The sequence below is a fragment of the Cypionkella sp. genome, from assembly GCF_028290025.1.
Taxonomy (GTDB): domain Bacteria; phylum Pseudomonadota; class Alphaproteobacteria; order Rhodobacterales; family Rhodobacteraceae; genus Cypionkella.
The window spans coordinates 1-12,536 of record NZ_JAQGKQ010000020.1 but is presented as its reverse complement, the minus strand read 5'-3'; the positions used below and the strand labels follow the sequence as shown (position 1 = coordinate 12,536).

The 12,536-nt window shown below is 58.5% G+C and carries 12 protein-coding genes and 1 pseudogene; 4 read left to right on the top strand and 9 right to left on the bottom strand.

Annotation, left to right across the window (positions count from 1 at the left end):
- Positions 1–594 precede the first annotated feature (594 nt).
- The 5 genes from JWS10_RS02640 to JWS10_RS02620 all read right to left on the bottom strand — a co-directional run bounded on the left by JWS10_RS02640 (position 595) and on the right by JWS10_RS02620 (position 4,435).
- Positions 595–744 (bottom strand): hypothetical protein, encoded by a 150-nt coding sequence (locus JWS10_RS02640; protein WP_299504495.1) that lies wholly within the window; start codon positions 742–744, stop codon positions 595–597.
- A 9-nt stretch (positions 745–753) separates the two neighbouring features.
- Positions 754–1,371 (bottom strand): alpha/beta fold hydrolase, encoded by a 618-nt coding sequence (locus tag JWS10_RS02635; protein ID WP_299504493.1) that lies wholly within the window; start codon positions 1,369–1,371, stop codon positions 754–756.
- Between the two features lie 268 nt (positions 1,372–1,639).
- Positions 1,640–2,614: a Gfo/Idh/MocA family oxidoreductase gene (locus JWS10_RS02630; RefSeq protein WP_299504490.1), complete on the bottom strand. Its 975-nt coding sequence runs from the start codon at positions 2,612–2,614 to the stop codon at positions 1,640–1,642.
- Positions 2,615–2,639: 25 nt separating this feature from the next.
- A complete protein-coding gene (locus tag JWS10_RS02625; protein ID WP_299504488.1) occupies positions 2,640–3,599 on the bottom strand; it encodes a hydroxyacid dehydrogenase in 960 nt (319 codons plus the stop codon).
- Entirely contained in the window at positions 3,599–4,435 is an 837-nt protein-coding gene (locus JWS10_RS02620; RefSeq protein WP_299504486.1) for an aldolase/citrate lyase family protein, read from the bottom strand. Before JWS10_RS02620 ends, JWS10_RS02625 begins: the two co-directional genes overlap by 1 nt.
- 376 nt (positions 4,436–4,811) lie before the next feature.
- Between JWS10_RS02620 and iolD the strand changes: the two genes are divergently transcribed.
- From iolD to JWS10_RS02605, 3 genes are read left to right on the top strand one after another with little or no spacing between them, the layout of a single operon-like run.
- Entirely contained in the window at positions 4,812–6,695 is a 1,884-nt protein-coding gene (iolD, locus tag JWS10_RS02615; RefSeq protein WP_299504484.1) for a 3D-(3,5/4)-trihydroxycyclohexane-1,2-dione acylhydrolase (decyclizing), read from the top strand.
- 21 nt (positions 6,696–6,716) lie between these two features.
- The gene (gene iolE / locus JWS10_RS02610) at positions 6,717–7,634 is read left to right on the top strand and encodes a myo-inosose-2 dehydratase (protein ID WP_299477839.1); all 918 of its coding nucleotides are present in this window, start codon (positions 6,717–6,719) and stop codon (positions 7,632–7,634) included.
- A complete protein-coding gene (locus JWS10_RS02605; RefSeq protein ID WP_299504482.1) occupies positions 7,631–8,467 on the top strand; it encodes an SDR family oxidoreductase in 837 nt (278 codons plus the stop codon). Before iolE ends, JWS10_RS02605 begins: the two co-directional genes overlap by 4 nt.
- 7 nt (positions 8,468–8,474) lie before the next feature.
- On the opposite strand, the gene JWS10_RS02600 is transcribed toward JWS10_RS02605, so the two are convergent.
- The 4 genes from JWS10_RS02600 to xth form a co-directional block, all read right to left on the bottom strand.
- On the bottom strand, positions 8,475–9,374 hold the full coding sequence (locus JWS10_RS02600; RefSeq protein WP_299504479.1) for a MurR/RpiR family transcriptional regulator: 900 nt from the start codon (positions 9,372–9,374) through the stop codon (positions 8,475–8,477).
- Positions 9,375–9,461: 87 nt separating this feature from the next.
- On the bottom strand, positions 9,462–9,830 hold the full coding sequence (locus JWS10_RS02595) for a response regulator (protein WP_299477830.1): 369 nt from the start codon (positions 9,828–9,830) through the stop codon (positions 9,462–9,464).
- A 199-nt stretch (positions 9,831–10,029) separates the two neighbouring features.
- Positions 10,030–11,160, bottom strand: a complete 1,131-nt coding sequence (locus tag JWS10_RS02590; RefSeq protein WP_299504477.1) for a glycosyl hydrolase 53 family protein — start codon at positions 11,158–11,160, stop codon at positions 10,030–10,032.
- Positions 11,111–11,890, bottom strand: coding sequence for an exodeoxyribonuclease III (xth, locus tag JWS10_RS02585; RefSeq protein ID WP_299504475.1), 780 nt, complete (start codon positions 11,888–11,890; stop codon positions 11,111–11,113). Before xth ends, JWS10_RS02590 begins: the two co-directional genes overlap by 50 nt.
- Before the next feature lie 261 nt (positions 11,891–12,151).
- On the opposite strand from xth, the pseudogene JWS10_RS02580 reads away from it, so the two are divergent.
- Positions 12,152–12,536, top strand: a pseudogene (locus JWS10_RS02580) (hypothetical protein); the annotation flags it as partial.

Sequence of the window (12,536 nt, the reverse complement as noted above, 5' to 3'; positions counted from 1 at the left end):
GACTAGAAACGCGTACTGGCCGCGTCGCTAGTTTTTGCGATGCGGCCAAAGTTTCCGCGTGGTGTTCGAGACGTTCAGTACCAAATAGCTCTGAGCGTATCGGGGCAGTGTCATCCCATGCCGAGGGTTCCTCGGCTGACATCAAAAGATGGCGCGCGCGTTGTTTTCTTCACCGGCCCCAGCGGTCGATTTCAAGGCTGGTTTGGCAACTGGCTGCGTCACTGCATCGTTGATCTTTGCGTTTGCAGTCCGAGCGGCGGGCGCGGAATATTGTAGGCGACGAGCCATTTCGTTCCACTTAGACTCAATACGATTCCATTCCATCGACCCACTCCTAATAGAAATCCACGCTTTACTGGTTAGCGAACTTGAAACGCGGATCGGCCCGACTGGTTCCCTCATCCCGTCAAAGTTGTGAAAAATCTCTATCGGCAGCAGGTGCAAAGCGCCGTGAAGGCGGACGCCGTGGTTTCGTAAAAAGTGTGGCCGCTAAATGGCCGCTATATGGCCGTTTGTTGGGTCATTAACGAAGCGTTCACTATTGCCGGAATATCTGCGGCAACGCGAAGGCAGACTGAATTTGGTCGCACCGATTCACGTGGTCCCCACCAGAACCAAGCTGAAGATAGTGAAGGCTAACAGCACCGATGCCGCCCAAACATAACCTGTTGGGCTCGGCTGAAGATCATGGTTTTGGCTTGCAAGATAGGCTTCTAGGCCCGGATCGAAACCGCAATAAAACATGGTCAACTCCTATCTGTGAGGGAAGAATGTTGCGACGTTGGAAAGTCTCGCAAGCTGCGGGCGCGGCTGTGGAGTAGCCTGTACCAACAGATCATCGCGCAATCGCTTGCCTTCCGGCCAAGGCCCAAACCCGGATTCTACATTGATATGCCCGGCAAATCCGACGTCGATCACATCAGCCCTCCACGCATCAGCCAGCTGCCGCGCCCGATGAAACCGCATCCACGGATCATTGCGGCTGGCGACCACGGTAGTGGGCACATCTAGTGGCCGAGCCCGCAGAGGCGCAAATGGTTGTATGCGAGACTGCCCCTCAGGCTCGGCCGGGGCGACCAGCAAGGCGGCGGCGACGTCCAACTGCGGCCAATCGGTCAGCACTTGGGTGATCAGCACAGCCCCCAGACTGTGCCCGACCAACACGGCACCGGGGTGCCGCAGGATCGCACCCGCAAGCTCAGCCCCCCATCGCGCCGGATCGGGACGGCTGACATCAGAAAGATCAACCATCATCGCATTGGGATCAGTCGCCACCCACCAGTGCTGCCAATGTGGCGCAGGCGATCCATCCAGACCATGAACCAAAAGCGTTTTCACCATCGCAGCCTCACCTTGCTGTTGCGTAGCCATACTCTAGCAAAGTTATCGTGATTAATATTTCTAAAGTTTCCTAATGTTTGAGAAATTTCTTGCTGTCCTGAACCGCCGATACGGCTCGCAAGACCGACGCTGCAAAGTCACGTTTAGCCTACTCCATTGCGGCAATTGTGATTCCAGCCCGCTTCGACTCGCGAGAACCATCTACGCAACTCCGCCTTCAGGCCAAGCCAAGTAGAATGAAACGGCAAGTTTCGATCAAAGCAAAACACCTTGTCGAATGCCTCGCAGTTGTCTTTCGTCAGTCGTACAGTTCTGGTCGTGGTGGAAAACTCAAGCCAATCCGATCGCCCGATGCCAAAACGCCGACGATTTGTTCGGCAATTGAGGTCGTCACGAAGCCATCCCAAGCGCTCGCACCAACAGAACCGCCGCTCTGCACCGCATTTACCCAAGCCTGCATTTGCAACCGATAGGCATCGGCAAAGCGCGGCACCCAGTTCGGTGGAAAGCTAAAACTTTGCGCCGCCGCTTGATTGACCAGCAGCCGAGCCGGCGCCGCCATCTCAATGCTGCCCTGCCGTCCCACCAGCTGCGCATGTACATGATAGCCATATACCGCGTTCATGTAGACCTCGGTCGAGACGATCTCACCCTTGTCGGTCTGCATTGTCACCATCATCGGATCGCCTCCCGGCCCCGATGTCACTTGTGCCGAGGTAAATTCCGACCCGAGCAGCCAGCGTGAAATATCAATCTCATGCACCAGCGAATTCGTCACGGCCATCGCACCGGTAAACCATTCTGGGGCCGACACGTTGCGGTGGATGTTGTGCAGCAGCACCGGCGCACCGATCTGCCCGGCAATCCGCGCCGCCCGCATTTCAACATAACCCGCATCAAAACGCCGCATAAACCCCACCGTCACCAAGCGCAGACCCAGTGAAGCCTCTGCCTCAACAATTTGCAAACCTTCTGCCGCCGTCGCAGCGATGGGCTTCTCACTCAGCACTGGCTTACCCGCCGCGATACACGCCAGCGCCAGTTCGGCATGGGTGGCATCGGGCGATGCAATCACCACCGCCTCAATTTTATCAGATCGGATCAACCCCAATGCATCAGTAAACACCGCAGCACCTTGCGCCGCAGCATCTGCTCGCCCCGCATCCGCGTCACAGACTGCCGCCAGATGCGCGCCACTGATTTCCTCTCGCAGCAGCCGCGCATGTTCCGCGCCCATCACGCCTGTCCCAATCACCCCGGCTGCAAGGCTCATGCCCCGGCGCTCCACGCTGATTTGCTCATTTGATCTGCTGCCGATTCACGACGAGCCCCTGATCGAGCTTGCCACTGAAGTGATCCAGCACATTTTGGACGGAAGCCACCGCCATACGTTCAGCCGCTTGGGCCGTGAGCCCAGCGATGTGGGGAGTGAGGATCAAGTTATCGATCCTCAACAGCGGGTTATCGGGAGAAGGGGGCTCGGCATCAAATACATCAAGAGCTGCGGCGGCTATGTGGCCGGAAGTGAGCGCATCCACCAGCGCCGCCTCAGCAACAATGCCGCCACGCGCGGTATTGACCACGATCGCCCCGCGCCGCAGTTGCGCGATTTCAGTGGCACCTAAGATAGGGCGGTCAGCCTTCGGCAGATGCACCGAGACGACATCTGCCCAAGCCAGCCCCTCGGCCAAATCCGACACCGCAGGCACCGCACCCTCTGGCCAACCTTGCATCGCGAGATAGGGATCATAGGCGCGGATCTGCATATTAAAAGCGGCTGCCATACGGGCAAGATGGCGACCGATACGGCCGTAGCCCAAGATCAACAAGCACTTGCCCGCCAGTTCGCTTTGTTGCAACTGATTGCGCCAACCCCAGGGGCCGTGGCGCACCGCGGCATCTGAACGGATCAACTGCTTGGCACAGGCGAGCATCATCATCATCGCGTGCTCTGCCACCGAAACCGAATTCACATCACCGACGATACAAAGTGGGATCCGCCTCGCATTCAGCGCCACCACATCGACCGCATCAAAGCCAACCCCGTGACGCGACACGATTTGCAGCCGGGGGGCGCGGGCGATGCTTGCAGCGCTCAGCGGTTGGGTGCGGATTACCATCGCATCGGCCTCTGCCAGATAGGGCTGATATGAGGCTTCCGAGATTTCCTCGACATGATCAAACGTTACCCCCTGCGCCACCCGCAACAAGGCCAGCCCCGCCGGATGCAGCTTGCCTGCCAGCAGCACATGCGGCATCAGTAGCCCCCCTTTTCACCGCTTTTCGCCGTGGCTTTCGCGTTGGAGGCAGCAATGCTGTCCTTGGTCAAATCCCGGAACCGCGCCACAGCAGCGCCCGCCGCCGCCGCAAGGAACCGACTGTCTCCGCCCACCGTGGTCAGATCAAAGCCCCATGCAATCGCGCGAGCGGCATACTCTGACGTGCCGCAATGCAGCCCCGCCCGCAGACCATTGGCTTTGCATGCCGCGAGAATCCTCTGGATCGCCGCGACCATCTCGGGTTCTTCGCGGTCGAACCCCGGGGGCAGTCTTCCACCGGTCAGCGACAATGTCAGATCGGCTGGCCCAATATACAGCCCATCCAGGCCCGGAGTGGCGGCGATGGCGTCCAAATTCGCCAGCGCCTCGGCAGTCTCAATCATCGCGAACGCCAGAATGTTATCATTCGCCTCGCCCGCGTAATTCGCGCCTGCCGCAAAGCCGACCCGGGTCGGACCAAAGCTGCGCTGCCCCAGCGGCGGATAGCGTAGATAGCTGACAAAGCGCGCGGCATCCTCGGCGGTGTTTACCATCGGGCAGATGATGCCATAGGCCCCGGCATCCAGCGCTTTCATCACGATGCCCGGCTCGTTCCACGGCACCCGGGCCATCAGCACTGCCCCACTCGCTCGCATCGCCTGAAACATCGGCAACAGGCTGGAGTAATCCAGCGCGCCATGCTGCATGTCTATGGTGATGCTGTCGAAACCCTGCGCCGCCATGATCTCGGCGGTGAACGAATTGCCAATACTACACCAGCCGTTAATCGCAGGTCGGCCTTCCGCCCACAGTGCTTTCAGCTTATTCTCGATCATGCCCACACCGTTTGCGCTAGTTTGATACTTTGATTAACCGTTATGGCTTCGGTGCCGCTCCGGCGAGCGCGCTTTGGGTATTGGGCGAAGACATTTGCCGACAGCCTCTTATCAGAGGCATTGGCGCAAGACGGACCGCTTATCGTGCTGAGCACTGGCTCAGTTGCGCCGCTTTGCGCGGGCTGCCAGTTGCCTGCAGTGAACAAACCAAACCGATGATACATCAGTGCCTCCCGAGATGCCGACCGATCCCAAAGCCACAAAACCCGGAGTCGCTCAGCTGCGTTACTCGCAATAATCGTTGCAGGAATTTGCCGTTGTCAATAATCAATCCGAATGTTTATGATCCCGTTGAACCTGAGGAGGAGACGTCACCATGTCCAACGCCACGATTCGGCTGACCATGAGCCAGGCTCTGGTGCGCTGGCTGACCGTTCAGAACACCGAGATTGACGGGCAAATTGTGCCACTGTTTGCCGGGGTGTTTGCCATCTTTGGCCATGGCAACGTCACCTGCATTTCCGAGGCGTTAGAAGCAGTGCAAGACCAATTGCCGACGTGGCGCGGCCAGAATGAGCAATCCATGGCGCTGGCCGCCATCGGCTTTGCCAAAGCCAAGCGCCGACGTCAGATTATGGTAGCGACGGCGTCGATCGGCCCTGGCGCGCTAAATATGGTCACCGCTGCGGGTGCCGCTCATGCCAACCGCTTGCCGGTACTGCTGATCGCAGGCGATACTTTTACCACCCGGTTGCCCGATCCGGTGCTGCAACAGGTTGAGCATTACAACAACCCGACGCTGACCGTCAGCGATGCGTTCAAAGCCGTTACCCGCTATTGGGATCGCATCACCCACCCTGCGCAAATCCTCTCGTCGCTGCCGCAAGCGGTCGCTGCCATGCTTGACCCCGCTGATTGCGGGCCCGCATTTATTGCTTTGCCGCAAGACACCCAAGAATTGGCCTTTGACTATCCAGAAGTGTTTTTCGAGCCTCGGCTCTGGACCATTCCACGCCCGCGCCCCGACCGCCGCGCGCTGGCACAGGCCGTCGATCTGCTCAGATCCGCCAAAGATCCGCTGATCATCGCAGGTGGTGGTGTGCGTTATTCCGGGGCAGAGCAGGCTGTCGCCGCCTTTGCTGCAACTCGCGGCATTCCGGTGGTTGAGACCAACGCTGGCAAAGGCGGGCTAACCCATTATCATCCTGTGCATTGCGGCCCGATTGGCATCATCGGCTCAACCTCTGCCAATGCTTTGGCCGCTGAGGCTGACGTGATCATTGCCATCGGGACCAGATTGCAAGACTTCACCACCGGATCGTGGACGGCATTTGCGCAAGAAGCCCGCTTCATCTCGATCAACGCCGCTCGCTACGATGCCACCAAGCACCGCGCGCTTGCCGTGGTCGGCGATGCCCTGGAAACCGTCACCGAACTGGACGCCGCGCTTGAGGACTGGCGCGCTGATCCGGCCTATCTCCCGCGGGCCAAAGCTTTGTTTGCCGAATGGGACACTTTGCTTGACACCCTCCAAGCTCCGACCAACACCGCTGTGCCCAGCTACGCCCAAGTCGTCAACCAAGTGAACCTGGCCGCAGGCGAACATGACACACTGATTTCTGCCGCAGGGGGTCTGCCCGGTGAGGTTGCTAAGGGCTGGCGTGTCAAAGCCCCGAACACCTTTGATCTGGAATTCGGCTTTTCCTGCATGGGCTATGAAATCGCCGCAGGCTGGGGCTGTGCGATGGCACAATCTGGTCCCGGTGCGGCAGGCAGCGCGGCGGGCGGCATCCCCATCGTCATGCTCGGTGATGGCACCTATATGATGATGAATTCCGACATCTATTCTTCTGTGCTCTCGGGCCATAAAATGATTATCGTGATCTGCGACAACGGCGGTTACGCGGTGATCAACCGCCTGCAACAGGCCAAAGGCGTTCCCGGCTTCAACAACCTGCTGCAAGATTGCCGCATCCAAAACGCCACTGCGCCTCTGCATGTGGATTTTGCAGCCCATGCGACAGCCATGGGGGCAGCCAGCCGCCATGTTGAAAGCCTGTCAGACTTGGCCACCGCTTTGGAATGGGCGAAAACAACCGACCGCACGACGGTAATCTCGATCACCACCGACGCCTACACTTGGGTTCCCGGCGATGCCGATTGGGATGTCGGTGTTCCCGAAGTATCCCCCCGTGACAGCGTCGCCAAAGCGCGCGACCATCAGTTGCAGATTCGCGCCAAGCAGCGCATTGGCGTCTAAGATTTTTTGGAGTATGACCCTATGACCACCACACCCGCCCTCAAGGCGAAACTTGGCATTGCCCCCATCGCTTGGTGGAATGACGATCTGGCGGAGCTCTCCGACGATGTCAGCCTAGAGGAATGTTTGCGCCAAGCCTCTATCGCAGGCTTCACCGGCATGGAGACCGGCCGCCGTTTCCCAATGAACATGGCAGAGCTTGGCCCGATTTTGGATCGCTTCGGAATTTCGGTCTGTGGCGGCTGGTTTTCGGGCACCGTGCTTGACGAGGGTCTGGCCCCTAACAAGGACCGCATCCGCGCCCAGATGGATTTCTTCATCGCGGCAGGCGCACCTTGTATCGTTTACGGCGAAGTTGCCCGCTCAATCCAAGGCGACCGCTCCAAGCCGCTCGCCACCAAACCTAAGCTGTCGGAAGATCAAATCCGTGCCTATGCCCATGATATGACTGAATTTGGTGAGTGGTGCGCCGAGCAAGGTATGCCGTTGTCCTACCATCACCACATGGCCGCGGTGATTGAAACCGAAGCCGAGCTTGACCTGTTTATGAAGCATTCCGGTGCGGGGATTCCGCTGCTATTTGACGCTGGCCACATGGCTTTTGCGGGTGGCGATGTGCTGCGGGTGCTTGACAATCACCACGCCCGCATCAGCCATGTCCACACCAAAGACGTGCGGATGGAGGTAATCAACAGCCTCGACCGCAGCCGCGAAAGCTTCCTCGACGCCGTGATGAAAGGTGCCTTCACCGTTCCCGGCGACGGCAGCCTCGACTTTGAGACCATCATCAAACGCTGCGCCACCCACGGCTACCAAGGCTGGTTCGTTGTCGAAGCCGAGCAAGACCCCAAGGTATCACCACCGCTCGCCATGGCCCAAAAAGGTCACAAGGAACTGCTCCGCGTCATGGCAGCCGCAGGGTATGAGGTCGAAGTATGACGGCTAACCCCGGGTTCTCGGGCAACCAAATGAACGGTAAAATTTGCGTCGTTACTGGCGCAACGCAAGGTCTTGGTGCTGCCATCGCGCGTCGGCTTGCCGCCGCCGGAGCCGCTGGCCTGATCATCACCGGTCGCAACGCCGCGCGTGGTAATGCTGTCGCCGCCGATCTTACCGCCCGCCACGGCACGCCCGCTGCGTTCATCGCCGCCGATTTCGGTACCGTCGAAGACTGCCGTGCCGTGATTGCCCAGACCGACCAGCGCTTCGGTCGGCTTGATGTGCTGGTCAACGCAGGCGCTATGACGGACCGCGGCACCATACTGGATACCACGCCAGAGCTGTTTGATCGGATGTTTGCGGTAAACGTCCGGGGGCCCTATTTCCTGATGCAAGACGCAATCAAGCTGATGATCCGCGATGGCATCGAAGGCGCGATCTGCAACATCGGCTCGATCTCGGCTCTGGCAGGCCAGCCGTTCATCAATGCCTATTGTGCCTCAAAAGGTGCGCTGACCACGCTTACCACCAACACCGCCTTTTCCGTGATGGCCAACCGCATCCGCATCAACCAGCTGAACGTCGGCTGGATGGCTTCGGACAACGAGCGCCAGCTTCAGATCGCAACCGGCGGCGAGGATTGGGAAGCTAAAGCGACCGCCAATCTCCCGTTCGGACGCCTCATTGATCCTGCCGAGGCCGCCCGCGCCGTCAACTTCCTCGTCTCGGATGATGCGGGTTTGATGACGGGCGCTGTGGTCAACTTCGACCAATCCATCTGGGGCGCGGTCGCTGGTGGTATGCCAGTACCAGACGGCCCAATGCGGCTCTGACCGGCGTCTAAGTCGCCGTCACAATCGGAATCCGGGGAGCTTCCCCGGTTTTCTGCGTCCGCGCCGCCAAAGCCACCACCAGTGCCTGCGCCAAACAAATTGGGGCCGCCAGCGACCGTGAGAACGTGTATTCGTGCTCTGGCACTGCAAACAGCACCTCGGCATTCTTCGCCAAAGGCGACAGCGTGCTATCGCTGATCGCTACAATCGGCACCCCACGCGCAGCTGCTTCTTCAACGATATTCACCACCTCGGTAGCATAAAACCGGAACGACACTGCCAGCAGCATATCTGTCGGCCCCATCAGCTTGGCCATATGAGTAGCTAACCCGCCGCCCGCATCCAGCAGTTCGGTGCGTTTGCCAATCATCGTAAGCACGTAGCGCAGCAGTTCCACCACCGGGGCAGAACGCAACTGCCCCAGCAGAAAGATCGTCTCGGCCTTTTCCATCAGATCGACCGCCTGCGAGATCTGCGCGCCGTCAATATTGGTCAGCAAATCTTGCAGCGAGTTCATATCCCGCACCACCAGATCACGCAGAAATCCGACCTCACTGTGATCCGCCCGCGCCCCTAGCTCGGCCTCCAGCGCCTGCAAGCGCGCATCAAACCCCGGCGCTGCTGTTGACAGCCGACGCTGAAACAACACCTGCAATTCTTTGAAGCCCTTATAACCCAAAGCCTGCGCGAACCGAATGTAGTTAGAGGCATGAATATCGCATTTCGCCGCCAACGCCGCCACGCTTAGCACCGCCACATCGTTGGGATTCTGCGTCAGATAGACTGCAATTTTCTGATACGATTTGCTCATGCCTTCATAGCGGTCATGGATAATGCGGATCAGATCTTCGTAGCTTTGCGGCGGTGAGGCGGGCTGCATCTCGTCATTCTCCTGACTATGCGCCATAGTGGCGACACCGCAAGCAGCCCGCAAGCCTCGCCGTGTCAGAGCATCACAAGAGATTTGATGAGATTTGATGAGATTTGAGGTGCCTCAGGCGGCCAGTAAGCGCGCCATCGTGTCAGTAATCGTGTGATCGGCATATGGCTTCGAGAAAAATGCGCTGCCTTCCGGCAAGCTGCTTTCCTCCAAGATAGCCATGCCCGAGGCTACAATCAGCTTCACCGGCGGCCAGCGATTGCGGATGTAATGCGACAACTTGATCCCATCCATAGTGCCCGGCATCTGGACATCGGTAAACACGATGTCGATATCACTTCGGGCTTCCAGAATACGAATGGCCTCGTCGGCGTCCCGCGCTTCCAGCGCCTCATAACCAGCTGATAGCACGATATCGACCGCGCTTATCCGGATGAGGGCTTCATCCTCCACCACTAGCACAACAGCTTTTCCGTTTTTCATTTATCACTCTAGGCTGTTACGAAGACCCCACCTGTCGGTTAAGTCGCCGAGGCAAACATTGGTTCCCACGCGCGGAAATCAGGATAGCGGTCTGCTGATGTGGAAAATGGCAGTATGCCTGATCGCAGCATAATAACCGCGCTTTGCCTCGAAAGCAACCAGACAACCAATATATCTAGCGGTTTAAGCGGCTTGCGCGCTAGACCGCACTGTAGGTTCGAAGTCCTGCAAGCTCGGCCGACAGCTCCGGGTCGAGCGAAAGATCGCTCCGTATCAAGCCATGACTCCAGCGGCGCTGCGAGCGGGGTGTGTGCCAAGGCGGGCAATCGATGATCGGATACCAACAGACTCCAGCGATTTGCGCACCGTGCAGTCGCGCGATTTCCACCTGACCCAGCACTTCGCGCAACCAGCTACCTTTGTGAAAGCCAGGATGACGGCGATGATGGGCGGGGTGACCCTCGTGCCAGCTCGTCTCCGCCACCATGATCGGCTTTTTGTAGCGCCGCCATGTTTTGAGCAGCACTTTCGACAAGATCGTGCGGGCGGTATGGGGATAATAATTCACCCCAATCACATCGACCGAAACCGCTGACACAATGGCATCGGTCGCGGCAAACTGCCGCTCGCCGACACCCGTTATGGGGTCGTTGGTCAGAATGCCGATGTTGGGATGATGGTCGCGCGCCACCCGCGCCATTATGATCGCCAGATTAACCGCTTCATTCTGCGGCATGCCCGCTATTAAAGGATACAAAGACGGCTCGTTAACAGGACACAACCACAAACGCTCGGCACCCAAGATTGACAGCGCTGCCTCCGCCACAATCCTGGCGCAGCGCACCGGGTCCGAATTGTGATGATAATGCGACAAATCCCAGATGCCTTGCACGCCCGCAGCCTGCGCTGTCCTGAGTCGCTCGACCGCATTGTGGCCGGGAACGAGGCCGTCCCTGACCGTTTTCATCCCGTGATCATAGGCGATCCGGAGGTGGTCATACATCCGCTGCTGTGGTGTGTGCCGTGTCGTTTCCAACAGATCGTGACGGCCATGATGAACAAGGCCGCATTCAAATCCTGCGATGACCTCGCTGCGAAACAGCGGCCTTTCGATAGGAAGTTTCAGTTGCTGTGCATTCATTAACGATTCGACCGCGCGGTGTAGTTCGAGAAGGCTGATGGGATGGCTAAGTCCGACAATGCTAACGTAACGAGGCAAGCGGACTCTGCAAGGACGATGCATCAAAGAAATCAGCTGCCCGAACACATGCGAGCGCCGGCTAAGGCTCGTCTGCAATCTCGACCCAAGTGGGCGCATGGTCGCTTGCATGTGCCCAGCCTCTGACATGACGATCCACGCCAGCGGACAACAGCCGTCCCGTTAGCAAGGGGCTGAGCAGCAGATGATCTAAGCGTAACCCGGCGTTACGTCCCCATGCGTTTCTGAGATAGTCCCAGAACGTGTAAATTTCCTCATCGGGGTAAAGCTGGCGCAGCGCATCGGTCCATCCCGCCCGACCCAACCGTGCGAACGACGCCTTCACCTCATCGCGAAACAGCGCATCGCCACGCCAGCGCTCGGGGTTGTAACAATCGCGGTCGGTCGGGATGATGTTGAAATCTCCCGCCAGCACGATGGGCAGGTCGAGCTTTTTCAACTGCTTCGCATGGGTCTCAAACCGCTTCAACCAGCTTAGCTTATAGTCGAACTTCGGTCCGGGTGCCGGGTTGCCGTTCGGCGCATACAAGCAGCCGATCAGCACCCCGTTCACCGCCGCCTCAATATAGCGGCTTTGCAGATCATCCACATCACCCAGCAACCCGCGTCGGGTTTCAATGGGAGCAGTGCCCCGCGCGAGAATGGCCACCCCGTTCCAGCTTTTCTGACCCTGCCAGATCGCGCCGTAGCCCGCCTTCTCGATGGCCTTTTCTGGAAAGCGTTCGTCGGTCGATTTAAGCTCCTGCAAACAAACCACGTTTGGCTCCGCTTCGGCCAACCAACGCAGCAGCAGATCAATGCGGCCGTTAACGCCGTTCACGTTGAAGGTCGCGATCTTCACATCGGTCTCGCATCGTTGAAAATTACCTTTCGGCAACGGTTGCTGGCTGTTCAGGTTCCGTTGATCCCAAAAGTCGCGATGCCCCATGCGTCAAACATGGCTGGGTGCTGGCTGTCACAAGGACTGGCAAAATTTCTCCACGTTCCAGAAACGCTGCCTTCTCGAATCCCCTCATGTTCTCTATGTGTTCTATTTTGGCGCTGTGGATGGTATCATCCGGTGTCGAAGGACCGGACTCTGGAGCGCGCAGGAAAGGGTGAGATGAAGACACATTTCGAACCCAGCCTCGGTGATCCTCTTGCTCTGGTTGCGGCCCGCGTCCACGAAGCACAAAGTCGCGGACGTCGCGCATTCGCGCTGTTCCAGGCTGCGCGCATCTCCGGCGTGATCGTTTGGATTATACCTGCGCACATTCCCGAACTGCCGTTTCTGGGCGCTCTACCTGCTGGCGTTAACGAGCGGCTACACCTGTTTCGCACCACAGGCGAGACCGATCTGCTCTGGTCCGTGGAAGAGACACTTCGATCGCCTGCTGTCGGCTTGGTCATCGCAGAACCCCAACAATCTTTGTCGCTAACTGCAGGACGCAGGCTGCAACTTGCCGCCGAGAGCGGGCAGACCTGTGGCATCATGCTGATCCGCGATG

Bases quoted from the DNA above. Each gene is read 5' to 3' on its own strand.
- JWS10_RS02640 (WP_299504495.1), bottom strand. From the start codon at position 744: ATGTTTTATTGCGGTTTCGATCCGGGCCTAGAAGCCTATCTTGCAAGC.
- JWS10_RS02635 (WP_299504493.1), bottom strand. From the start codon at position 1,371: ATGGCTACGCAACAGCAAGGTGAGGCTGCGATGGTGAAAACGCTTTTG.
- JWS10_RS02630 (WP_299504490.1), bottom strand. From the start codon at position 2,614: ATGAGCCTTGCAGCCGGGGTGATTGGGACAGGCGTGATGGGCGCGGAA.
- JWS10_RS02625 (WP_299504488.1), bottom strand. From the start codon at position 3,599: ATGCCGCATGTGCTGCTGGCAGGCAAGCTGCATCCGGCGGGGCTGGCC.
- JWS10_RS02620 (WP_299504486.1), bottom strand. From the start codon at position 4,435: ATGATCGAGAATAAGCTGAAAGCACTGTGGGCGGAAGGCCGACCTGCG.
- iolD (WP_299504484.1), top strand. From the start codon at position 4,812: ATGTCCAACGCCACGATTCGGCTGACCATGAGCCAGGCTCTGGTGCGC.
- iolE (WP_299477839.1), top strand. From the start codon at position 6,717: ATGACCACCACACCCGCCCTCAAGGCGAAACTTGGCATTGCCCCCATC.
- JWS10_RS02605 (WP_299504482.1), top strand. From the start codon at position 7,631: ATGACGGCTAACCCCGGGTTCTCGGGCAACCAAATGAACGGTAAAATT.
- JWS10_RS02600 (WP_299504479.1), bottom strand. From the start codon at position 9,374: ATGGCGCATAGTCAGGAGAATGACGAGATGCAGCCCGCCTCACCGCCG.
- JWS10_RS02595 (WP_299477830.1), bottom strand. From the start codon at position 9,830: ATGAAAAACGGAAAAGCTGTTGTGCTAGTGGTGGAGGATGAAGCCCTC.
- JWS10_RS02590 (WP_299504477.1), bottom strand. From the start codon at position 11,160: ATGCAAGCGACCATGCGCCCACTTGGGTCGAGATTGCAGACGAGCCTT.